The sequence below is a fragment of the Vicinamibacterales bacterium genome (genome assembly GCA_036496585.1).
Lineage (GTDB): Bacteria > Acidobacteriota > Vicinamibacteria > Vicinamibacterales > 2-12-FULL-66-21 > JAICSD01.
This window is the reverse complement of record DASXLB010000007.1, coordinates 41,705-63,723: the sequence shown is the minus strand read 5'-3', so window position 1 is coordinate 63,723 and position 22,019 is coordinate 41,705. Positions and strand designations below refer to the sequence as shown.

The 22,019-nt window shown below is 67.5% G+C and carries 19 protein-coding genes; 15 read left to right on the top strand and 4 right to left on the bottom strand.

The window, feature by feature from the left end; translation table 11 throughout:
- Positions 1-23 precede the first annotated feature (23 nt).
- From accD to VGI12_02615, 10 genes are all read left to right on the top strand, one after another.
- Entirely contained in the window at positions 24-905 is an 882-nt protein-coding gene (gene accD / locus VGI12_02660; GenBank protein HEY2431546.1) for an acetyl-CoA carboxylase, carboxyltransferase subunit beta, read from the top strand.
- The gene (locus tag VGI12_02655) at positions 902-2,143 is read left to right on the top strand and encodes a folylpolyglutamate synthase/dihydrofolate synthase family protein (GenBank protein HEY2431545.1); all 1,242 of its coding nucleotides are present in this window, start codon (positions 902-904) and stop codon (positions 2,141-2,143) included. The genes accD and VGI12_02655 overlap by 4 nt, the downstream gene beginning before the upstream one ends.
- 26 nt (positions 2,144-2,169) lie before the next feature.
- Complete coding sequence (locus tag VGI12_02650; GenBank protein ID HEY2431544.1) at positions 2,170-4,461, top strand: putative LPS assembly protein LptD; 2,292 nt, start codon at positions 2,170-2,172, stop codon at positions 4,459-4,461.
- Complete coding sequence (locus VGI12_02645; GenBank protein HEY2431543.1) at positions 4,458-5,525, top strand: glucose-1-phosphate thymidylyltransferase; 1,068 nt, start codon at positions 4,458-4,460, stop codon at positions 5,523-5,525. Before VGI12_02650 ends, VGI12_02645 begins: the two co-directional genes overlap by 4 nt.
- Positions 5,526-5,534: 9 nt before the next feature.
- A complete protein-coding gene (gene rfbB, locus VGI12_02640) occupies positions 5,535-6,545 on the top strand; it encodes a dTDP-glucose 4,6-dehydratase (GenBank protein HEY2431542.1) in 1,011 nt (336 codons plus the stop codon).
- A gap of 13 nt (positions 6,546-6,558) precedes the next feature.
- On the top strand, positions 6,559-7,494 hold the full coding sequence (locus VGI12_02635; protein HEY2431541.1) for a GDP-mannose 4,6-dehydratase: 936 nt from the start codon (positions 6,559-6,561) through the stop codon (positions 7,492-7,494).
- The gene (locus tag VGI12_02630) at positions 7,491-8,861 is read left to right on the top strand and encodes a DUF92 domain-containing protein (protein HEY2431540.1); all 1,371 of its coding nucleotides are present in this window, start codon (positions 7,491-7,493) and stop codon (positions 8,859-8,861) included. Before VGI12_02635 ends, VGI12_02630 begins: the two co-directional genes overlap by 4 nt.
- Positions 8,858-9,817: a UbiA family prenyltransferase gene (locus VGI12_02625; GenBank protein ID HEY2431539.1), complete on the top strand. Its 960-nt coding sequence runs from the start codon at positions 8,858-8,860 to the stop codon at positions 9,815-9,817. Before VGI12_02630 ends, VGI12_02625 begins: the two co-directional genes overlap by 4 nt.
- 76 nt (positions 9,818-9,893) lie before the next feature.
- On the top strand, positions 9,894-10,205 hold the full coding sequence (locus tag VGI12_02620; GenBank protein ID HEY2431538.1) for a hypothetical protein: 312 nt from the start codon (positions 9,894-9,896) through the stop codon (positions 10,203-10,205).
- A gap of 84 nt (positions 10,206-10,289) precedes the next feature.
- Complete coding sequence (locus tag VGI12_02615) at positions 10,290-11,309, top strand: radical SAM protein (GenBank protein HEY2431537.1); 1,020 nt, start codon at positions 10,290-10,292, stop codon at positions 11,307-11,309.
- Between the two features lie 73 nt (positions 11,310-11,382).
- Here the strand turns inward: VGI12_02615 and VGI12_02610 are convergent, their stop codons facing one another.
- The 4 genes from VGI12_02610 to VGI12_02595 all read right to left on the bottom strand — a co-directional run bounded on the left by VGI12_02610 (position 11,383) and on the right by VGI12_02595 (position 18,396).
- The gene (locus VGI12_02610) at positions 11,383-13,827 is read right to left on the bottom strand and encodes a prolyl oligopeptidase family serine peptidase (GenBank protein ID HEY2431536.1); all 2,445 of its coding nucleotides are present in this window, start codon (positions 13,825-13,827) and stop codon (positions 11,383-11,385) included.
- Positions 13,828-13,860: 33 nt separating this feature from the next.
- Positions 13,861-16,158 (bottom strand): ATP-dependent Clp protease ATP-binding subunit, encoded by a 2,298-nt coding sequence (locus tag VGI12_02605; protein ID HEY2431535.1) that lies wholly within the window; start codon positions 16,156-16,158, stop codon positions 13,861-13,863.
- A gap of 193 nt (positions 16,159-16,351) precedes the next feature.
- Positions 16,352-17,194 (bottom strand): zinc metalloprotease HtpX, encoded by an 843-nt coding sequence (locus VGI12_02600; protein HEY2431534.1) that lies wholly within the window; start codon positions 17,192-17,194, stop codon positions 16,352-16,354.
- Positions 17,195-17,271: 77 nt separating this feature from the next.
- Complete coding sequence (locus VGI12_02595) at positions 17,272-18,396, bottom strand: M20 family metallopeptidase (protein HEY2431533.1); 1,125 nt, start codon at positions 18,394-18,396, stop codon at positions 17,272-17,274.
- A 72-nt stretch (positions 18,397-18,468) separates the two neighbouring features.
- On the opposite strand from VGI12_02595, the gene VGI12_02590 reads away from it, so the two are divergent.
- The 5 genes from VGI12_02590 to VGI12_02570 all read left to right on the top strand — a co-directional run bounded on the left by VGI12_02590 (position 18,469) and on the right by VGI12_02570 (position 21,900).
- The gene (locus tag VGI12_02590; protein HEY2431532.1) at positions 18,469-18,819 is read left to right on the top strand and encodes a YidB family protein; all 351 of its coding nucleotides are present in this window, start codon (positions 18,469-18,471) and stop codon (positions 18,817-18,819) included.
- A 41-nt stretch (positions 18,820-18,860) separates the two neighbouring features.
- Positions 18,861-19,370 (top strand): DinB family protein, encoded by a 510-nt coding sequence (locus VGI12_02585; protein ID HEY2431531.1) that lies wholly within the window; start codon positions 18,861-18,863, stop codon positions 19,368-19,370.
- 108 nt (positions 19,371-19,478) lie between these two features.
- Positions 19,479-20,036, top strand: a complete 558-nt coding sequence (locus VGI12_02580) for a hypothetical protein (GenBank protein ID HEY2431530.1) — start codon at positions 19,479-19,481, stop codon at positions 20,034-20,036.
- A 107-nt stretch (positions 20,037-20,143) separates the two neighbouring features.
- Complete coding sequence (locus VGI12_02575; GenBank protein ID HEY2431529.1) at positions 20,144-20,581, top strand: MarR family transcriptional regulator; 438 nt, start codon at positions 20,144-20,146, stop codon at positions 20,579-20,581.
- The gene (locus VGI12_02570) at positions 20,578-21,900 is read left to right on the top strand and encodes an MFS transporter (GenBank protein ID HEY2431528.1); all 1,323 of its coding nucleotides are present in this window, start codon (positions 20,578-20,580) and stop codon (positions 21,898-21,900) included. Before VGI12_02575 ends, VGI12_02570 begins: the two co-directional genes overlap by 4 nt.
- The last annotated feature ends 119 nt before the right edge of the window (positions 21,901-22,019 follow it).

Genomic DNA, 22,019 nt, shown 5'->3' with positions numbered 1-22,019 from the left:
GTCCCTCTGATAAGCTCAACACGATGGTGTGGTTCAAGAAGGTCCGCAAGCCCATCGAGCCGCAGGCCGGGAAGGAGAGCCGGGTTCCCGAGGGCCTGTGGGTCAAGTGCCCCTCGTGCGGCGAAATCATCTATAACAAGGACCTCGCCTCGACCTTTCACGTCTGCCCGAAGTGTGCGCATCATTTCCGTCTCGGCGCGATCGACCGGCTGCGGCTGCTGCTGGACGGCGATTTCGTCGAGTACGACCGCGATCTTCGCTCGACCGATCCGCTCGGATTCGTCGACACCAAGCCATACCGGACGCGGCTCGCCGCCACCATCGCCGCCACCGGCATGCGCGACGCGGTGATCTGCGCCACCGGACGGATCGACGGCATCGAGACGTCGGTGGCGGCGATGGAATACACGTTCATCGGCGGGAGCATGGGGGTGGTGGTCGGCGAGAAGATCACCCGCTCCATCGAGCGCGCGATCGCGCGCGAGCTGCCGGTCGTGATCGTCGCCTCGTCGGGCGGCGCGCGGATGATGGAAGGCGCGCTGTCGCTGATGCAGATGGCGAAGATCAGCGGCGCCCTGGCGCGCCTCGATCGCGCGCGCCTGCCGTATATCTCGGTACTGACCGATCCGACGACCGGCGGCGTCACCGCCAGCTTTGCGATGCTCGGCGACGTCAACATCGCCGAACCCAAGGCGCTCATCGGCTTCGCCGGCCCTCGCGTCATCGAGCAGACGATCCGCCAGAAGCTGCCCGAGGGCTTCCAGCGCAGCGAATTCCTGCTCGAGCACGGGATGCTCGACATGGTGGTCGACCGGCGCGAGCTGAAGGCGGCGATCGCGCGGGTGCTCCGCTTCGCGCTCCGCGCGCGCCAGGCCGGACCTGTGCCGGCCGTCAGCGAGCCGTGAGCGGGCCCGCCACCGGATTTCTGTTCAGCCTCGAGCGCTTCGGAATGAAGTTCGGCCTGGCCAACATGGCCACGCTGTGCGAGACGCTCGGCCACCCCGAGCGGGCGTTTCCCTCCATCCACGTCGCCGGCACCAACGGCAAGGGATCGGTGGCGGCGATGGTCGATACCGCGCTCGGCGCCGCCGGATGGCGGACTGGCCGCTACACCTCGCCCCACCTGACCCGGCTCGAAGAGCGCTTCGTCATCGATGGCAGGGAGGTGACGCCCGAGGTACTGGAGCGCGCCGCGGCGCGGGTCCGCACCGTAGTCGAACGACTGGTCGCGTCGGGTGGGCTCGAAACGTGGCCGACGTTCTTCGAGTGCACGACGGCGGTGGCGTTCGACCTCTTCCGCGAGGCGCGCGTCGACGCCGCGGTCATCGAGGCGGGACTCGGCGGACGGCTCGACGCGACCAACGTCCTGTCGCCGATGGCCACGGCGATCGTGTCGATCGACTTCGATCATCAGGCGCAGCTTGGCGAGACGCTGGCGGCGATCGCCTTCGAAAAGGCCGGCATCATCAAGGCGGGCGTCCCGATCGTGGCCGGAGCGCTCCCTGCCGAGGCCATGGCGGTGATCGCGCGCACCGCCGTCGAGCGCGGCGCGCCCTTGACGTGCGCCGGCGACGATCTGGCGCTCGCCGCTGAGGTGGCCTCCCTGCCGCTGGCGCTTGCCGGGGCGCACCAGCGCGCCAACGCCGCGGTGGCACTGCGGCTTCTCGAGGTCGTCGACGCCGACGCGCGCCACCCGATCCGTGTCGGCGCCGCGGCGCGGCGGGCCGGCCTGACGACGGCGTCGTGGCCGGGGCGTCTGGAAGCGCTCGCCTGGCGCGGACGGGCGATCCTGCTCGACGCGGCCCACAATCCGGCCGGCGCGGCGGCGCTGGCGTCCTATCTGGCGACGGTCGCGCCGGAGGGTGTGACCTTGGTGTTCGGAGCGATGCAGGACAAGGCGATCGACGCGATGCTCGGCGCGCTCGCGCCGCGGGTGCGACGGCTGATCGGCACGACCGCGCCGACGCCGCGCGCCGCGCGCGCCGACGTGCTCGTCGCGGCCGCACGCCGCGCCGGCCTCGACGCCGAGGCGGTCGACGATCCGATGGCGGCGCTGGCGCGCGCCCTCGACGCCGCGGATCCCGTCGTGGTGGCTGGATCGATCTTCCTGATCGGCGCGATCCGGGGACAGCTGGCGCCGTGATATTCTTCGCTCGTTCTCACCGTTCGATGCCTCGGACCATCCTGTTGTGCCTGGCCGCCCTGGCGACCGCCGTCCTGCCGGTCCGCGCACAGGGCGCGGCGCAGATGGGCGGCTGCGGCGTCAAGTGGCAGGTCATCAGTGCGCAGCTCAATAACGTCAACGAAACGCACACCATCCTGATCAAGGACGTGCAGATCGACTGCAACGACGTGCAGCTGTTCGCCGATCAGGCGGAGCTGTTCAGCGACGTCGATCGCATGCGCGCCTCCGGCAACGTCGTCTTCGTCTCGCCGGGCAACCGGATCTCCGCTGAGCGGATGGAGTTCAACACCCGGACCAAGACCGGGACCTTCTACAATGCGACCGGTACGTCGAACATCGAGAACCGCGGGATCGAGCGCAGCATGTTCGGCACGCAGGAGCCCGACGCCTATTTCTGGGGCGACGTGCTGGAGAAGCTCGGGCCGCGGACCTATCGCATCACGCGCGGCGGGTTCACCACCTGCACGCAGCCGACGCCGCGCTGGGAATTCGTGGCCGGCTCGGCGACCCTGACGCTCGAGAAGCGCGCGGTGATGACCAACGTGATCCTCAAGGTGAAGGACGTCCCGGTGTTCTACCTGCCGGCGATGTACTACCCGATCAACAAGGAGGATCGGGAGACCGGGTTCCTGATCCCGATCTACGGCGCGTCGACGTTGAAGGGGCAGATGCTGAAGAACGCCTTCTTCTGGGCGATCGACCGCAGCCACGACGCGACGTTCTACGGCGACTACTTCTCCAAGACCGGCTACGGTTACGGCGCCGAGTACCGCTACGTGCAGTCGCCGACCTCCTCGGGGAACGTGCAGACCTACGTGATGCGCGAGCACGACGCCGAGTACGAGCAGCCGGACGGCACCACCAAAACGCAGACCGGGATCGACAGCTACCAGATCAACGGCCGCATGCAGCAGGCGATCGGTACGCACCTGCGGCTGACCGGCAGCGCAGACTATTTCTCGAGCCTGCAGGCCCAGCAGCGGAACAACCAGAACCTCTACGCGGCGACCCAGCGGACGCGCAGCTTCGGGGTCAACGCGGTCGGCAACTGGGGCGCCAACACGATCAGCGGCACCGTCGAGCGCAACGAGATCTTCTCGGGAGACGGCACCGACAACTCGAACGTGACCGGCTCGCTGCCGCGCATCACCTACAGCCACGGCGAGCAGAAGATCGGCGACCTGCCGATCTACTTCGGCGCGACCAGCGAATACGTGACGCTCATCCGCACCGACCGCTACAACGGCGCGGTCGCCGACCGCGGCCTGACCCGCGTCGACCTGTTTCCGACCGTGCGCTTCCCTTTCACCAGGTGGGCGTTCCTGACGTTCAACACCAGCGCCGGGTTCCGCGAAACGTGGTGGAGCGACAGCCAGACGGCCCCCCCCGACAACGTGCGTGTGCCCGATCCGATCGAGCGCCATTACTTCACGGTGTCGTCGACGATCACCGGGCCGGTGTTCCAGCGCATCTTCAACACGCCCAACCGCAACTACGCGCAGAAGTGGAAGCATGTCCTCGAGCCGGTGTTCCGGGTGACGCGGGTCTCGGCGATCCCGGTCTACAACCAGATCATCCAGCTCGAAGGGACCGACTACGTCGTCGGCAGCGTCACCAGCTTCCAGTACGGGCTCAACAACCGCCTCTACGCGAAGAAGCAGAGCGCGCGCGAAGTCCTCAACGTGGCGATCACCCAGAGCTATTACACCGACGCCAACGCCGCCGCGGTCGACCGTGAATACCAGAGCAGCAGCTACACCACGACGCTGAAGCCGAGTCATCTCTCGCCGATCGCCTTCCAGACCCACTTCAGCCCGAGCCCAGTGACCGACGCGACGTTCCGTACCGAGTACGACACCCAGTTCCACGCGCTGCGGACGCTGGCCGCCAACGGCGGCCTCAACGAAGGCTGGGTATCGACCCAGGTCGGCTGGAGCCAGACGCGCTATATTCCCGGCTACAACACGATCGACTCGGCCTCGCACTTCCTCAACGACGCGATCAGCGTGCGCCGTCCCGGCGGCGTGTTCGGCGGCACCTACGTCTTCAACTACGATCTCAAGAATGACGCCTTCGTCAACCAGCGGCTGATCGCCACCTACAATTCACAGTGCTGCGGCATCGCCGTCGAGTACCAGAAGTTCAACTACGGCGCGGCGGTCAGCACGGTGGGCGTGGCGCAGGACCGGCGTTTCAACATTTCGTTCACGCTCGCGGGCATCGGCACGTTCTCCGACATCCTTGGCGCCTTCGGCGGCCAGCAGGGCATGCGATGAAGGGACTGATTCTGAGCGGCGGCAAGGGTACCCGCCTGCGTCCGCTCACTTATACCAGCGCCAAGCAGCTAGTGCCGGTCGCCAACAAGCCGGTCTTGTTCTACGGCATCGAGGCGCTCGCCGCCGCCGGCATCACCGACATCGCGATCGTCGTCGGCGACACGCGCGCCGAGATCCGGAACGCGGTCGGCGACGGGTCGCGCTGGGGCGTGCGCGTCACCTACATCGAGCAGGACGCGCCGCGCGGGCTCGCGCACGCGGTGCTGATCAGCGAGTCGTTCATGGCGGGCGAACCGTTCGTGATGTATCTCGGCGACAACCTGCTCAACCGCGGCATCACCGGCTTCGTCGAGGAGTTCGTGCGCGAGGCGCCGGCGGCGCAGATCCTGCTGACCCGGGTGCCCGATCCCCAGATGTTCGGCGTCGCCGAGCTTGAGGACGGCCGCGTCGTCCGGTTGGTCGAGAAGCCGAAGGAGCCGAAGAGCGACCTCGCGCTGGTCGGCGTGTACATGTTCTCGCCGGCGGTGTTCGACTCGGTCAAGCGGATCCGTCCGAGTTTTCGCAACGAGCTGGAGATCACCGACGCCATCCAGGACCTGATCGATCGCGGCCTGTCGGTGCGGCCGCACCTCGTCGACGGCTGGTGGAAGGATACCGGCAAGCTCGAGGACATGCTCGAGGCGAACCGGCTGATCCTGGACACGCTGACCCGCCGCGTCGAGGGCAGCGTCGACGCCGAATCGCGCGTCGAGGGCAAGGTGGTCATCGAGGCGGGCGCCGTCATCGAACGTTCGGTCATCCGTGGACCGGTGGTGATCGGCGCCGGCGCGCGCATCGTCCACGCCTACGTCGGCCCGTTCACGTCGATTGGCCCGGCCTGCGAGATCCGCGACTCGGAAATCGAGCACAGCATCGTGCTCGAAGGGAGCGTCATCTCCGATCTCGCCAACCGCATCGAGGACAGCCTGATCGGCCGCAACGTCAAGATCATCCGCATACCGGTGAAGCCGACCGCCTACCGGTTCATGCTCGGCGACAACTCCGAGGTCGGCATCCGCTGGTAAGGAAGCCCCATGCTCAAGGTCCTGGTCACCGGCGGCGCCGGATTCATCGGCTCGAACTTCGTCCGCTACGCCCTTCGCACCCACGCCGACTGGGCAGTCACGACGCTCGACAAGCTGACCTACGCCGGACGGCTCGAGAACCTCGAGAGCGTCGGCCACGACCCGCGGCACCGGTTCGTCAAGGGTGACATCGCCGATCCACAGGTGGCGGGCCCGCTGGTCGCCGACGCAGACGTGGTCATCAATTTCGCGGCCGAGACGCACGTCGACCGTTCGATCATGTACGCCGGCGACTTCATCGCCACCGATGTCTACGGCACTTTCGTGCTGCTCGAGGCGGCGCGCCAGCATCCGCGCCTGCAGCGGTTCATCCAGATCTCGACCGACGAGGTCTATGGCTCGGTCGCCGCCGGATCGAGCACCGAGACCGACGAGTTGAAGCCGCGCAATCCGTATGCGGCGAGCAAGGCGGGTGCCGATCGCCTGGCCTACAGCTACTGGGCGACCTACAACGTGCCGGTAATCGTCACGCGCGCCTCGAACAACTACGGTCCCAACCAGTTCCCCGAGAAGGTGATCCCGCTGTTCATCACCAATCTCATCGACGATCTGCCGGTGCCTCTCTACGGCGACGGCCAGAACGAGCGCGACTGGCTCCACGTCGACGATCACTGCCGCGCCATCGACCTGCTGATCGACCGCGGCGCATCCGGCGAGGTCTACAACATCGGCGGCGGCAACCAGGTGAAGAACGTCGAACTGACGCACCGGCTGCTCGAACTCGCGGGCAAACCGCCTTCCTTGATCAAGAACGTCGCCGACCGGGCCGGCCACGATCGCCGGTATTCGCTGAGCGCCGCCAAGCTGCACGCCCTCGGCTGGGAGCCGCGCGAGGATTTCGCCGCGGGGCTCGCCGCCACCGTGCAGTGGTACCACGACAACGAGGCGTGGTGGCGGCCGATCAAGGATCAGGACCCGGCATTCCAGCGGTACTATCAGGCGCAGTACGGCAACCGCTGACCGCAGGTCCGACGTGCACGGCGCTGCGCTGATCACGGGAGCGACGGGGTTCGCGGGCGGCCACCTGGTGGACCTGCTCGTTGGCTCGGGCGTCGAGGTCTGGGGGCTCGCCCACCGCGGCGGCGCCCCGCCGCGGCCGCGCGACGGCCTTCGCTGGGCGACCGTCGACGTGCTCGATCGGACCGCCGTCCGCGACGTGCTCGAGCAGGCCCGACCGGCGGCGATCTACCACTGTGCCGGACATGCCGACGTCCACGAGGCGTGGAAGGCGCCGGCGCGCGCGCTGCGGCTGAACGTGCTCGGCACCCACACGCTGCTCGAGGCGTGCCGCGAGGTGCAGCTCACCTGCCGAGTCGTGGTCACCGGGTCGGCGATGATCTATGCGCAGCGCACGGCACCGATTGCCGAGGACGATCCGATCGCCCCGAACCACCCCTACGGCGTGAGCAAGCTGGCGCAGGAGATGACGGCGGCCGCGTCGGGTCTGCCGGTGCTGCTGGCGCGGCCGTTCAACCACGCCGGGCCTCGGCAGTCGCCGGCCTACGTGAGTTCCGCCTTCGCGCAGCAGATCGCCCGCATCGAGGCCGGGCTCGCCCCGCCGGTGCTCCGCGTTGGCAACCTCGACGCGCAGCGCGACATCACCGACGTGCGCGACACGGTGCGCGCCTATCGGGCGCTGATCGACTCGGGCACGCCGCTCCGCCCCTACAACGTCTGCAGCGGGCGCGGCTACCGGATGCGTGACCTGCTCGACGCGCTGCTGTCGCACGCGCGCGTGCGCGTCAGCGTCGAGGTCGACCCCGAGCGGCTTCGCCCGAGCGACAATCCGGTCGTCGTCGGCAACCATGCGCGGCTGAGCGCCGACACCGGCTGGCAGCCGCGCATCCCGATCGAGCGCACGCTCGCGGATCTGCTCGAGTACTGGCGGTCCGTGACGCCGGCGGCATGAACCGCGCCCCGCATTCCGAGTCGGCCCGTCAGATCGTCCACATCTCGATGGGTGCGTTCGCGCTGCTGCTGCGCTGGACGGCGTGGTGGCAGGCGATGGCGCTTGCCGGCGGCGCGCTCCTGTTCAACGTCTTCGTGCTGCCGCACGTCGCCGGCCGGCTGTACCGTCCCGGCGATCGGGGGGCGGGGCTGCACGGCATCGTCTACTACCCGATTTCGGTTCTGGCGCTGCTGCTGCTCTTTCCACACCGCCTCGACAGCGTCGCTGCGGCGTGGGGCATTCTCGCCGCGGGCGATGGCGCGGCCACGCTGGCGGGCCGCGCCATCGGCGGCGCCCGCTGGCCATGGAATCGCGACAAGACCGTCGCCGGCTCGGTGGCGTTCTTCGTTGCCGGCACCGCGATGGGCGTCGGGCTTGCGCTGTGGTGCCGGCCGGTCGCGACGGTGCCGATGGCGTTCGCGGCCTTCGCCGTTCCCGTCGCCGCGCTCGCGGCAGCGTTCGTCGAGACGATTCCGATCAAGCTCGACGACAACCTCTCGGTCTCGCTGTCAGCCGGCGGTGTGCTGTGGCTCGGCGCAATGGTCGTGGCTCGCCGTGTCGACTATCACCACGGCGACTTCTTCGAGGACGAGTATGTCGCGGTAGCGCTTCCCAACCTCCGCGTCGCCCTCGCACTCGCCGCCAACGCCCTCGTCGCCGTGGCCGGCTACGCAGGGCGGAGTGTCTCGATCGCCGGCGCGATCTGCGGCGCCATCATCGGCATCGCCATCTTCGTGTCGCTCGGCTGGCAGGGCTGGCTGCTGCTGCTGCTGACGTTCGTCGCGGCGTCGGTCGCGTCGCGCCTGGGCCTTGCCCGCAAGCAGCGGCTCGGGATCGACGAGGACCGCGGTGGACGCCGCGGTCCTGGCAATGCCATCGCCAACACCGGCGCCGCCGCGATCGCGGCGCTCCTCGCCGGGCTCGACGTCCATCCCGAGGCCGCGCGCCTGGCATTCGTCGCGGCGCTCGCGACCGCCGGCAGCGACACCATCGCCAGCGAGATCGGCAAGGCATACGGACGCCGCACGTTCTCGATCAGGTCGTTCTCGCGGGTCGTGCCCGGCACCTCCGGCGCGATGTCGCTCGAAGGAACCGCCGCCGGCGTACTCGGCGCGCTCGGACTGGGTGCAGCCGCTGCCGCGATTGGCCTCATTCCGCTGTCCGAGCTTGCCGCAGTCGTAGTCGGCGCCAGCGTTGGCGCGCTCGTCGAGAGCTGGCTGGGCGCGACGCTCGAAGAGCCGGGTATCCTGAACAACGACGTGCTCAATTTCATCAACTCGACTGTCGGCATCGCCGTGACGCTCGCCGTGTCGCAAGGGCTGCGTTGACGCCTCGAGCGAGCGCCGCGAGCGAGCGTGCGGCGGGGCCCGGGGGGTCGAAGCCGGCCCGGATACTCCTGGAGCTCTCGCGCCCCTTCACGCTCGTCGCGCCCGCGCTCGGTTTCGCGTCCGGTGCCGCCACCGCGTACGGCGCGGCGCCGCGCGAACAGTGGACGGCCGCGATCCTGCTCTATCCGATCGTCGGCGTGATGATGGCGGCCGTGCTCAACGCGGCGTCGAACGCGCTCAACCAGATCTACGATCTCGAGATCGACCGCGTCAACAAGCCGAAACGGCCGCTGACGTCGGGCCGGCTGTCGTTGCGGGGCGCGTGGATCTTCACCTGGGTCACCTACGCGGTCGCGCTGACGCTCGCCTGGTTCGTCGAGCCGGGCGGGCGGCACGAGTGCTTCTGGATCGTCGTCGTCGCGACGATCGGCACGTTCGTCTATTCGGTGCCGCCGCTCCGCACCAAGCGGCACGGGCTCTGGGCCAACCTGACCATCGCGATCCCGCGCGGCCTGCTGCTGAAGGTGGCGGGCTGGTCGTCGGTAAAATCGATCGCCGGTCTCGAGCCCTGGTACATCGGGGCGATCTTCGGCCTGTTCCTGCTCGGCGCCTCGACGACGAAGGACTTCGCCGACATGGAGGGAGACGCGCGCGGCGGCTGCCGCACACTGCCGATCATCTACGGTGTGAAGCGCGCCGCCTGGATGATCTCGCCGTCGTTCGTCGTCCCGTTCGTGCTGATCGCGGTCGGCGCGTGGACCGGCGTGCTGACCGGAAACGCCGTGCTGCTGCAGTGGCTCGCCCTGGTCATGACGTCGTACGGCATCTACGTCTGCTACCTGATGCTGCGCCGCCCCGAGGACCTCGCGGTCGAAGAGAACCACGTCTCGTGGGCGCACATGTACCGCATGATGTTCGTCGCCCAAATCGGTTTCGCGGTTGCATATTTGTTATGAGCGGAAGATCGCTTTTTACTCTCGGCGGCGGGCCCGGTCTAAGTGTAGGAGCGCCCATGACCGGAGGATGTGATCAATGAACAAGAGTATTGTCGCCGTCGTTTCACTCGGGCTCGCGCTGGCGAGCGCCCCCGCATTCGCGCAGAACGTGCACAAGCGCGAGGCCAATCAGCAGCACCGGATCGCCGAGGGCATCGAAAACGGAAGTCTGACGCCGAAGGAAACCGCCCGGCTGGAGCGGCAGGAAGCGCGGATCAAACAGCTGCAGTCGAAGGACCGGCAGAGCGGCGGCGGGCTGGACCCGACTGAGCGCAAGCAGCTCAACCATCTGCTGAACACCGAGAGCCACCGCATCTACGCGCAGAAGCACGACGGGCAGGGCAAGTAACACCGCCGCGTGCGGGGGAAGTGAGCCGGGGCGTGTGCCCCGGCCACCGTGTTACCATGGCGATGGTTTCGCTAAATTTTCGCCATGCTCTTCGACCTTGCTCCCCGCCCTCCGACCAGCAGGATGATCGCCCTGCAGGTCCGCGATCACGGAGCCGATTCGCTCGACGAGGCGCAGCGGCGCGCCGACGAGGCGCGCTACCAGGAGATTACCTGCCGGTCGGCGCTGAATCCCGTGAAAGGGATGCCGTTCAAGTGGACGCTCAATCCCTATCGCGGCTGTACTCACGGCTGTCACTACTGCTTCGCGCGCCGCTACCAGACGCAGTTCGCCCTCGGCCCTGGGGACGAGTTCTCCTCGCTGATCTTCGTCAAGACGAACTTCCCAGACGTGCTGCAGCGTGAGCTCGATCATCCTTCGTGGACGCGCGAGCAGGTCGCGCTCGGCACCGCGACCGATCCCTATCAACCGATCGAAGGGCACTACAAACTGACCCGCCGCTCGATCGAGGCGCTGATCGCCGGCCGCACGCCGGTTGGCATCGTCACCAAGGGCCCGATGATTGTGCGCGACAAGGAGCTGCTGGCTGAGTTGTCGCGGGTCGCGGGCTGCACGGTGTGCGTCAGCGTGCCGACCGTCGACGAGGATGCCTGGCGAGCTCTCGAGCCCGGCACGGCGCATCCGCTGCAGCGCCTACGCGCCGTCAAGATCCTGCGCGAAGCGGGCGTCCGCGCCGGCGTCCTGATGATGCCGGTCGTACCGGGGTTCACGACACAGCCGGCCAAGCTCGACGCGACGATCAAAGCGATCGCCGATCACGACGCCGCGTTCCTCGGCGCCAACGTGATGTATCTCAAGGGCGGGACCAAGGATCACTTCATGGGCTTTCTCGCCGGCGCGTTCCCGAAGATGGTCAAGAGCTACAACCGGCTCTACGTCGGCGCCTACGCCGCGCCAGCCTACGTCAAGGAGGTTCGCGGCATCATCGAGATGTTCAAGGCGCGTCACGGGATGACGGACAAGCACCGTGAGTTCGACGACGCCGAGCCGGAGGAGGCGATAACGCCTGCCGCGCAGCCGCAGCAGGCGTCGTTGCGGTTCTAGTCTCATCCGAGCGGCGTCGTCCCTCGGACTCCGCGCTCACTCACAATCGCTGCCGCATGCGTGAGTGGGCGGCCTACGGGCGCGGTGCCGCGTTCTTCACGTACTTGTCGAACCAGGTCAGGCGCTCCCACAGCACGTGCAGCAGCGTCTCACGCGCGACGTAGCCGTGGGCCTCGTAGGGCAGCGTGACGTAGCGCACGGTGGCGCCGTGGCCCTTCAGCGCCATGTAGAGGCGCTCGGACTGGATCGGGAACGTGCCGGAGTTGTCGTCCATCTCGCCGTGCATCAGCAGGATCGGATCCTTGATGCGATCGGCGTGGAAGAACGGCGACATCCGGCCGTAGATGTCCGGCACTTCCCAGAACGTGCGGCGCTCGCTCTGGAATCCGAACGGCGTCAGCGTCCGGTTGTAAGCGCCGCTCTCGGCGAAGCCGGCGCGGAACAGCCGTGAGTTCGCGAGCAGGTTGGCCGTCATGAAGCCGCCGTAGCTGTGGCCGCCGACGCCGATGTGATCGCGGTCGGTGACCCCCATCGACACGACCTGCTCGACGGCCGCCTCGGCACTGGCGACGAGCTGCTCGACATAGTGATCGTTCGCCGTCTCGCCAGGCCCGATGATCGGCATCGTCGGGTTGTCGAAGATCGCGTAGCCCGACAGCAGCAGGAACATGTGCGAGTAGCCACTGATCGTCGTGAAGCGGTTGGGCGAGCCGGTCACCTGGCTGGCCGAGTCGGCGTCGCCGAACTCGCGCGGATACGCCCACATGATGAGCGGCAGCTTCGTGCCCTTCTGATAGTCCGGTGGCAGGTACAGCGTGCCCGACAGCGTCACGCCGTCCTTGCGTTTGTAGGTGACGTACTGGCTCGTGACTCCGCGGATTTGCGGCTGCGGATCCTTGAACGCCGTCACGGCGCGCTTCGTCGTCGTGTCGCGGTTGCGCGCGTAGTAGTTCGGCGGATCTGCCGGCGTCTCGTAGCGGACCAGGAACCGGTTCATGTCGTCGCTGAGCGGCGCGACGAACGTCTCGAGCGCGTCGCTGCCCGATCGGAAGATGCGTTCGGTGGCCAGCGTCTTCAGGTTCAGCCGGTCGACGAACGGCCGGTCGCCGCCGGGCGATGCGCCCTCACCGGCAAGATAGATGAAGTCGCCGTTCTGGATCAGCGGCGCGGCGGCGCCGCCGCCGCGGCCGCCGCCTCCGGACGGGCCGTGCGCGATCGGCGTCCCCGGATTGTCGTACGCCGCCTCCTGTTTCCGATCCCACACCTTGCGCGGCTGGGCGCCAGACTCGAGCAGCCAGGTGCGGGTGTGGCGCGAGGCGCGATCGTTTTCGGTCAGCAGCGCGGTACCCTTGTCCGTGAACGACATGCCGCCGAAGCGCCACTCGGTCTTCGCGAACTCTCGCGGCTGCGCCGTGAACGGCGCGTCGAGCGCCATCACCTTGTCGCGGAAGGGTACCTGGTTCTTCAGGTCGCCGCCGTCGAGCGCCTCGATCCAGACGATCGTCGCGGGCTCGTCGGCCCGCCATTGATGGCTGCGCGGACCCGGTTCGACGCCGGTCAGCGGCGTCCCCTCACGGCTCGGCAGGTCGGCAAGCTTGGTGACCGCGCCACCGCGGCGCGCCACGATCTCGACGTCCTGGGGAAAGCCGTTGATCGGGATGAGATGCGAGTACGGCCGCTTGATGGCGGTGGCGAGCACGTAATCGCCGCCCGGCGACGGCGTGACGTTCGCGTAGATGGCCGGCCTGCCGAACGGGCTCTGCGCGCCGGTCGTGGTGTTGATCGCGACCAGCTGGCTGGTGAAGTAGTACTCGAACAACGCGTCGTCGAACGGCGTGTGGAGCAGGTCCTCGTAGGTCGCGGCCGGCGCCGCTTTGCCGGACGTCTCCTGCACGTTGGGACCCGCGGGCACCTCGGGTTCCGTCGGAGCGGGGCCGCGATCGGCCGCCACCAGCTCGCAGACGAGCGTCACGTTGTCGTGCAGCCAGTCGCAGGGGTCGCCGGCGGTGGCGTTGGCGCGCGCGCTCCCGCTGACCAGTCTTGACGCGCCGGTCGCCGCATCCGCCGCCCACACTTCAATTGCCGCGTTTTTCGTGTTGAGGAACGACAGGTGCGATCCGTCGGGCGAGAACCTCACGTTCGAGACGCGCGGCTCCGGCGGCAGCGTCACCTTGACGTCGGCGCCCGTCGCGATCGTCTTGAGGGTGATCGCGTAAACGCTCCCGCCGAGCCGCGGCCCGTTCGTCCGGGGACTGATCCGGACGCCGGCGAGGCGATACATCGGTTGCGCCAGCTCCGCGATCGACGGGTGTTGCCGCGCCGAGATCAGCGCGATCGTCTGATGGTTCGGGCTGACGATCGTCTGCGGCAGCGGCTCGGCGTCGAAGGCGTCGACAATGTTCTTCGGCGGCTGCATGTAGTGCAGGGGCTCGGCGCGGGACGGGCCCTGGGCGACGAGAACCGGCGCGAGAAGTGCCGCGAGCAAGGCGGCAACGCGCAGCGAACGGCCGATCGGCATGGGAGGCTCCTTCTGCAGGAGCCGATTCTACCGCTAGGCCGTCGCCGCCAGCGCAGGATACTGGCCGTGTGCGTCGTTGACGTGGATCTCGACCTGCCCGTCGGCGGCATCGGCGACGAACGACGCGCCTTCCGCCCAGCGCTGGCTGATCGGCACCTTGATCTTCGACTCGATGACGCGCTTCAGGAAGCGCGCGCCGTAAGCCAGGCTGTAGCCGTCGGTGACGATCTGTTCGAGCGCCGCCGGCGTCACCGACAGCGTCCGGCCGCTGCGATTGAGCGACTGCTCGATCTTCTCGATCTGCTGCAGCGCGATCTGCCGCACTTCGTCCTTCGACAGCGGCGAGAAGATCACCACCTCGTCGATGCGGTTTCTGAACTCAGGCGAGAAGCGGCGTTCCAGCTCGCGCTGGATGTCTCCCTCGATCTGCTCGACGCCGACCTGCGTCTTGTGGAACCCGAGCGGACTGGTCAGCTTGCGGAAGTGCTCGCAGCCGATGTTCGACGTCATGATGACGATCGCGTCGGAGAGGTAGACGCGCTTGCCGCGGCCGTCGGTGACCCACCCTTCGTCGAAGGCCTGCAGGAACAGGTTCAGCATGCTCGGGCTGGCCTTCTCGACCTCGTCGAGCAGGATCACCGAGTAGGGGTTGTCCTTCAGCTGGTTGGTCAGGACGCCGCCGCGTTCGCTGCCGACGATGCCGCGCGGCATGCCGATCATCTTGTCGACCGCGACCGCGCCGTCCTGATACTCGGACATGTCGACACGGATCATCTTCTTCTCGTCGCCGAACAGGAACTGCCCGACCGACTTGGCCAGTTCGGTCTTGCCGACGCCGGTCGGGCCGAGGAACAGCAGCACGCCGTCGGGCCGGTCGAATCCGTCCTTGAGCGGACCCTTGTTCAGCACCAGCCGCCGCGCCACCGCGTCGATCGCCTTGCGCTGTCCGACCACCCGCTGGCCGAGCTTGTCTTCGATGCCGCGGAAGCGATCCGTCACCTCGCGGAAGACCATGTCTTCCGGAATCCGCGCGATCTGCGAGATGACGTTGACGACGTCCTCGCCGGTGACCTCCCAGCGGCGATCGATTTCAGCCTTGACGGCGGCGGTGTCGAGCCAGCCGATGACCTTGTCGGGGAGCTGGAGGTGGCGCATATAGCGCGGCGACATCTCGAGCGCCCTCTCGATCGCGCTGTCCTTGATCTGCACCGAGTAGTTGCGCTCGAGGCGCGGCCGCAGGCTATAGAGGATCGTCCGCGTCTCTTCGATGCTCGGCGCCCCGACGTGGACGGCACGGAAGCGTCGTGCCAGCGCCTCGTCCTCCTGGATGAATTCCTTGTACTCGCTCTCGGTGGTGGCGCCGATGATCCGGACTTCGCCGCGGGCCAGCACCGACTTGAAGACGTTGGCCGCGTCTGACGGCGCCCCGAGCGCCGAGCCCGCGCCGATCATCGTGTGCACCTCGTCGATGAACAGGATGAGGTTCGGCCGTTCCTTGATCTCGCGAATCACGTTCTGGATGCGATCTTCGAACATGCCGCGCAGCATCGTCCCGGCCACCATCGTGTTCATCTGCAGGTTGACGATTTGGCAGTCGCGCAGCCGGACCGGAACCGTGTCCGGCTCGAACTCGATCCGCCGCGCCAGGCCCTCGGCAATCGCGGTCTTGCCGACGCCGGGCTCCCCGAGGAGCAGGACGGAGTTGGCGCGCTCCCGGTGGCACAACACCTCGAAGATGCGGTCCATCTCCGCGTCCCGGCCGAACACCGGCGGGACCTTGTCCTGGCGCGCCAGCTGATTCAGGTTGGTGGCGAAGTGCTTGAGGAACGGGGGAAGCTCGAAGCGCTTCTTCAGACGCTCCTCCTGCATCTCGTGGTCGCGCATTCGTGTCGCCAGCCGAGTGACCAGCGTCTCGGGCTCGATCCCGTGCCTGCGGATGATCGACACCGGGATGCCCTGCGTCTCCTCGAAGATGGCCGAGAACAGATCGGTCGCCTCGATGGTGTGACGGCCGCAGCGGCTGGCGTGCAGCAGTGCCAGCTTGAACAGGAGCTTGGTCGACGGGGCGACACGCAGCTCACGGCTGGGAAGGCTCGGCAGAAGCCGAAGGTGCTCTTCGAGGGCCTGCACGATCTCGTGCGGATTCAGCTCGAGATCGCGCATGACTTCGCCGAACATGTCCCATTCCGACTGGGCGAACGCCAGGCAGACGTGCTCGTTGGTGAGCAGGGCATGGTTCCGCCGCCGGGCGTCTTCGAGCGAGCGGTCGACGACGCGCTCGGCTGATTCGGCCAGCTTGCTCTGAGGAATGTCGAAATCGTCCTCTTTCACGTCGTCCTCCCGCGCCAGTCGCTACTGCCCCCCTCCACAGCAATTCGCGATCCGTTTCGGGAAGCGCCGGCGACGCGGTACAAGCCGCGTCGGCTGAGGGAATAGAGAGGAGAGTGGCGGCGGGGTGTCACCCGCGCCTCGCTGGAGCCGGCGACTGTTCAGCCGCCTGCCCACCCACTGTGGAGGACAGTACCTACCGGAGGGTGCCGAGCAGCGCGCGGATGCGCTCCTCAGTCGGCGGGTGGCTGCTGAAGAGCGACGTCAGCCCGGGGCGGGTGAACGGGTTGATGATGAACATGTGGGCGGTGGCCGGGTTGGCATCGAGCGGCACTTGCCGGCTCTTCGCCTCGATCTTCTTCAGGGCCTCGACCAGGCCGTAGGGATTGCCGGCGATCTTGGCGCCGCCCGCGTCCGCCGCGTACTCGCGCGAGCGCGAGATGGCCATCTGGATCAGCATCGCGGCGATCGGCGCCAGGATGATCGTCGCCAGCAGCGCAATCGGATTGCTGCCGCGGTCGCGGTCGCGGCCGCCGTAGCCGCCGAAGATCGCCGCGAAGTGCGCCGCGCGCGCGGCAAACATGATCGTCGCGGCGATCGTCGCCGCCACCGAGCTGATGAGGATGTCGCGGTGCTTGACGTGCGCCAGTTCATGCGCGATCACCCCTTCGAGCTCGTTGTCGTTCAGCACCTGCAGGATGCCGTCGGTCGCGGCGACCGCGGCGTGCTCGGGATTGCGCCCCGTCGCGAAGGCGTTCGGCGACGGATCGGGGATGACGTAGACCTTCGGCATCGGCAGCATCGCCTGACGCGAGAGGCGCTCGACAATCCCGAACAGACGATGCCCCGGGCCGACCTCCTGCGCGCGATACATGCGGAGGACGAGCTTGTCCGAAAACCAGTACGACCCGAAGTTCATCACCACGGCGATGACAAGGCCGATGAGCAGCCCATTGGCACCGCCGAACAGATCTCCGATCGCGAGCAGCACTCCGCTGAGCAATCCGAGCAGCAGCACCGTTTTCAAGCCGTTGGGCATGGTTCTATTCTAGAGGTTTTTTGCCGCGGTGGCGGAGAGTCCGTGTGTTCCGCGCCACGCTCAGACGCCGCAACAGGTTACAGCCCTGCAATCAACGCGGCGACCAGCGCCACCCGCCACGGCAGCGACGGCACGTCGACATGCTCGTGGGCGGCGTGCGCGCCGTCACCCATCGCGCCGAGGCCATCGAGAGTTGGGACGCCGAGCGCCGCGGTAAAGTTCCCGTCGGAGCCGCCACCGGCCGCCCCTTCGCCCAGGTCACGTCCAAGCGCCGCCGCGATGCTCCGCGCGCGCTCGAAGAGCCCGGCGATCGCGGCCGTCCGCTCCATCGGCGGGCGATCGAATCCCCCCGTGATCGTAAGACGCGTCCCCGGCCGCAGCGGTTGCAGCGCGCGCAGGGCCGCTTCGATCCGCTCCGCCGCCGGGCGCGTCGGAGCGCGGACGTCGATGACGGCGCGCGCCTCTGCCGCCACGACGTTCGGGCGTGAGCCGCCCGCGACCGTGCCGACGTTCACGCTGATGCCGTTCGAGAGATCCTGGAGCCGATCGATTGCGGCGATCTGCGCTGCCAGCTCCTGAATCGCGCTCGCGCCCCTGCCGGGATCGAGTCCGGCGTGCGCGGCGATGCCGTGGACCACCAGCTCGAATTCGCCGCATCCCTTGCGCGCCGTCTTCAAGGCGCCGCCAGGCAGCGACGGCTCCAACACCAGCACGGCGCGCGCCCGCTGTGCCTCGACCTCGATCAGCCCGCGCGACGTTCCACTGCCGATTTCCTCGTCGGCAGTCCACACCATCTGCACGGGTGGATGCGGCGTGTTCGTGGCGCGCAGCGCCTGCAGGGCCGCCAGCCCGATAGCGATGCCGGCCTTCATGTCGAAGGCGCCTGGACCGGACAATCTGTCGCGATCGACCTGCAGCGGCATCCGCTCCAGCGTGCCGACCGGCCAGACCGTGTCGAAGTGACCGAGCAGCATCACCGCCGGCCCGTCGCCGCCGAACCGCGCGCGGAGACAGTCGCCGTAGTCCGCGTTCGCCACGACGTCGACCGTGGCGGCCGCGTCGCGCAACATGCCCGCCAGTTCGCGGCCGCAACGATCGACGGCGGCCTTGTCGGTGCTCGGCGACTCGAGCCCGACGAGACGCTCGATCGCCGCGATGGTCGTGCCGACGTGCTGTCGCGCGTAGTCGAGGATGGCCGGCATGGCGGGCGATGACAATTGTAGTGGCAGCGTGCGGCAAGGATGCGGTCCCGGCACCGATCGGGTAGGCTTCCTATGAGGGAGCCACAAATGGGCATGTTCGACGGCATTCTCGGCGGGCTGGTGGGCGCGGGTATGGTTTCGGTCGTCAACGGCGTCCTCGAGCAGCACGGCGGCCTGTCGGGGATCGTGCGCCAGCTCGAGAGCAACGGGTTGGGCAACACCGTTCAGTCGTGGGTGAGCGCGGGGCCGAATCAGCCTGTTTCGCCGGACGATCTGCACCGGGCACTCGGTCCCGATCTCCTGCAGCAGCTCGCCGCAAAATCGGGCCTGTCGGTGCAGGACCTGACGCAGACGCTGTCACAGGTGCTGCCGCAGGTGGTGGACAAGATGACGCCGAACGGCGTCGTCCCCCCGATCCGCTGAAGCGAAGGCCGCCGGGCGGCAAACCCGAGAGGAGGGCGAGGATGCAGCTGCGCGAGCTTTTCATGGCGGACCTCGAACGCGAGCGGCCGATCACACGCAAGGCCGTCGCGGCGGTGCCGGAAGGCAAAGGCGACTGGAAGCCGCATGAGAAATCGATGCCGCTTGGACGCCTGACCGGCCTGGTGGCCATGATGCCGGGATGGCTGACGATGATGATCGGCCAGGACGAGTTCGACGTCGCACCTCCGGCCGGGCAGTCGTCGCCGTTTTCGAAGCCGCTGACCACGCGCGAGGAGTTGCTGAAGGCGGTGGATGCCGGTTTCGACGGCGCCACGCAGGCGCTCCAGTCGACGAGCGACGATCATCTGATGCAGCCGTGGCGTCTGAAGGCGCGGGGTGTCGTCGTCGCCGAGGGGCCGCGGCACGTGATGATGCGCGACGCGCTCATGCACCTGGCGCACCATCGGGGACAGTTGACCGTCTACATCCGCCTCAACGGCGCGGCCGTCCCCGCGCTGTATGGACCGTCGGCCGACGAGCAGACGTTCTGACGATCCGCGCCTCCTCGATCACCACGGGTGTTTCGACAGTGCACGAGGCGCCAAGCTGAACCGGCGCGACTCGCGGCATCGGGCGCGCCGCGCCGGTATAATCGCCGCATGAGTAGGAGACTGGCGGCGGCATCGCTTCTCATCGCCGTCGGCTCGGTGGCGGCGGCGCAGACGCCGCAACCATTCCCGAAACCGGGCACGTCGAAGTCGAATCCGCCTGCGGCCGCGCAGCCGGCGCAAACGCCGTCGAAGCCCCCCGTCGTCGCGCCGCCGGCGACCCAGGTCGCGCCGGTGCCGCCGCGTTCGACCGATCCGCCCACCGCTGCCATGCTGGGGGTGGACGTCTACCCGGGGGCGGAGTTCCTGACTTCCTTCGATATCGGGAAGGGGCAGCGCGGTTATCTGTTCGGGACGAACGCGGCGTTCAGCGAGATCGTCAACTACTATCGGAACCAACTGAAGCAGAAGGGCGATCTCATCTACGACGAACCCGCGATCCACGAGTTCGACATCGGCAAGTTCAAGGAAGAGTCGATGGTCTTCCCGCCGAGCGTGACGGTGAAGGACTATGCGTGGGGCGGATCGGCGGGCTACCTGAACCCCAAGCGCGGCAAGCAGCCGGCGCGCTTCAAGACGGTCATCCAGATCGTACCGGCGACACTCTAGACCGCGGGAGTGCGCGTCTCAGAGCTGTCAGGCCATCGCAGCCATTGTTGACGGGAAATATCGCAAGTTTAACTTGCAAGATTGCCTGTTGTTGGTAGTCTGGCTGGATGTCGCCTGACGCGTTCGAGATCGCCATCACGGACTTCGCCGAATCGATCGGTCTGTTGGTGCGTCGCGTTCGCGCGACGGGCACCTCTCACGACCTCTCGTGGAGCGAAACCGCCGTGATGAAGCGGCTCGCGAAAGACGGACCCGCGACCACCGCCGTCCTGGCGCGCCTGCAAGGCATGCGACCGCAGTCGATGCGTCCCATCGTCGCCACGCTCGAAAAGATGGGGCTCGTCGAACGCAAGCCGCATGCGACGGACGGCCGCCAGATCAATCTCCGGCTCACACCCAGAGGTGCGGCGGCGCAGAAGGCGGCGGGTGATGCGAAACGCGCCTGGATCGTGCGCGCGGTCTCCCAGCTTGAGAAGCGGGAACAAGCGATCGTCTTCCAAGCCGGCCGAATCATGCGGCGGCTGGCGGAAAGCGAGCCGCGATGACGCCGCGTCCTCGGCCACGGGCCTCGATCTCGCACGCATGGCGCGCCCTGCGCAGCCGCAACTTCAAGCTCTTCTTCGTCGGCCAGAGCATCTCCGTCCTCGGCACGTGGATGACGCGGCTGGCGACCACCTGGCTCGTCTACCATCTGACGGAGTCGGCCCTGCTGCTCGGCGTGGTGAGTTTCGCGGGGCAGATCGTGTCCTTTCTGCTGGGCCCCTGGGCGGGCGTCTGGGTGGATCGCCTGGATCGACGCAAGCTGCTGGTGTGGACGCAAGCCGCTGCCGGCATCCAGTCGCTGGCACTGGCCGCTCTCACCATCGCCCACCTGATCACGCTCTGGGAGATCATCGGACTCACCGCCTTACAGGGCGTGATCAACGCGTTCGACATGCCCGCGCGCCAGTCTTTCCTGATCCAGATGGTCGACGACCCGCACGACCTGAGCAACGCCATTGCCATCAACTCATCGATGGCCAATGGGGCGCGGTTGGTAGGCCCGGCGATCGCGGGCCTGGTGGTTGCCGGCTTCGGTGAAGGCGCGTGTTTTCTGATCGACGGGATCAGCTACGGTGCCGTGATCGCGTCGCTGCTCCTGATGCACATCACGCCATTGGACATCGGCCGCAGGAGAACCAACATGCTCGAGCAGATGCGCGAGGGATGGGACTACGTCCGTACCTTTCGCCCGATCCGCACGATTCTCCTGCTGTTTTCTGTGATGAGCCTGATGGGCTACTCGTGGTCGGTGCTCATGCCGGTGTTTGCGGTCCAGATATTTCACGGCGGGGCGACCACGCTCGGCTGGCTCATGGGCGCATCTGGAATCGGCGCGCTGCTCTCGGCAGTCTCTCTTGCTCTCCGCAAATCGGTGACCGGCCTGACACGCATGCTTCCCATATCAAGTGCCATGCTGGGAAGCTCACTGATGCTCTTCGGTCTGTCGCACAGACTGTGGCTGTCGCTTGGATTGATGGTCTGCGTCGGTTTTGGCATGCTGCAGGTGGCCTCGGTCAGCAACACCATCATCCAATCGCTGGTGCCAGAGGACAAACGCGCCCGGGCGATGAGCTACTACACCATGGCGTTCTTCGGGGCGGCCCCATTTGGGAGTCTCCTGGCGGGCGCCCTGGCGGCGCGGATAGGAGCGCCTCACGCGGTGGTCATCACCGGCGCTTTCTGCGTCGCAGGAGCCGTCTGGTTCTCCTTCGAGCTGCCGCAGATCAGCGCCATCATCGAGCCGATCTACCGGGAAAAGGGGCTGCTCCCCGGCGGCACGCCAGGCAATCTCATCTCGGTGTTCGAAAGGCAGCCACAATGAATTGGACTCAGTCCATCGAGTGTCTTCTCGCAGGAGCGTTCCTGACGAACGTCGTCCCTCACTTCGTACATGGCATCTCGGGTGACGGCTTCCCGACACCGTTCGCCAGACCTCGCGGA

What these genes read in the sequence shown, in the direction of transcription:
- VGI12_02650 (HEY2431544.1), top strand. Translation starts at nt 2,170, where the DNA reads ATGCCTCGGACCATCCTGTTGTGCCTGGCCGCCCTGGCGACCGCCGTC.
- VGI12_02620 (HEY2431538.1), top strand. Translation starts at nt 9,894, where the DNA reads ATGAACAAGAGTATTGTCGCCGTCGTTTCACTCGGGCTCGCGCTGGCG.
- VGI12_02575 (HEY2431529.1), top strand. Translation starts at nt 20,144, where the DNA reads ATGTCGCCTGACGCGTTCGAGATCGCCATCACGGACTTCGCCGAATCG.
- VGI12_02580 (HEY2431530.1), top strand. Translation starts at nt 19,479, where the DNA reads ATGAGTAGGAGACTGGCGGCGGCATCGCTTCTCATCGCCGTCGGCTCG.
- VGI12_02630 (HEY2431540.1), top strand. Translation starts at nt 7,491, where the DNA reads ATGAACCGCGCCCCGCATTCCGAGTCGGCCCGTCAGATCGTCCACATC.
- accD (HEY2431546.1), top strand. Translation starts at nt 24, where the DNA reads ATGGTGTGGTTCAAGAAGGTCCGCAAGCCCATCGAGCCGCAGGCCGGG.
- VGI12_02645 (HEY2431543.1), top strand. Translation starts at nt 4,458, where the DNA reads ATGAAGGGACTGATTCTGAGCGGCGGCAAGGGTACCCGCCTGCGTCCG.
- rfbB (HEY2431542.1), top strand. Translation starts at nt 5,535, where the DNA reads ATGCTCAAGGTCCTGGTCACCGGCGGCGCCGGATTCATCGGCTCGAAC.
- VGI12_02600 (HEY2431534.1), bottom strand. Translation starts at nt 17,194, where the DNA reads ATGCCCAACGGCTTGAAAACGGTGCTGCTGCTCGGATTGCTCAGCGGA.
- VGI12_02570 (HEY2431528.1), top strand. Translation starts at nt 20,578, where the DNA reads ATGACGCCGCGTCCTCGGCCACGGGCCTCGATCTCGCACGCATGGCGC.
- VGI12_02585 (HEY2431531.1), top strand. Translation starts at nt 18,861, where the DNA reads ATGCAGCTGCGCGAGCTTTTCATGGCGGACCTCGAACGCGAGCGGCCG.
- VGI12_02610 (HEY2431536.1), bottom strand. Translation starts at nt 13,827, where the DNA reads ATGCCGATCGGCCGTTCGCTGCGCGTTGCCGCCTTGCTCGCGGCACTT.
- VGI12_02595 (HEY2431533.1), bottom strand. Translation starts at nt 18,396, where the DNA reads ATGCCGGCCATCCTCGACTACGCGCGACAGCACGTCGGCACGACCATC.
- VGI12_02590 (HEY2431532.1), top strand. Translation starts at nt 18,469, where the DNA reads ATGAGGGAGCCACAAATGGGCATGTTCGACGGCATTCTCGGCGGGCTG.
- VGI12_02615 (HEY2431537.1), top strand. Translation starts at nt 10,290, where the DNA reads ATGCTCTTCGACCTTGCTCCCCGCCCTCCGACCAGCAGGATGATCGCC.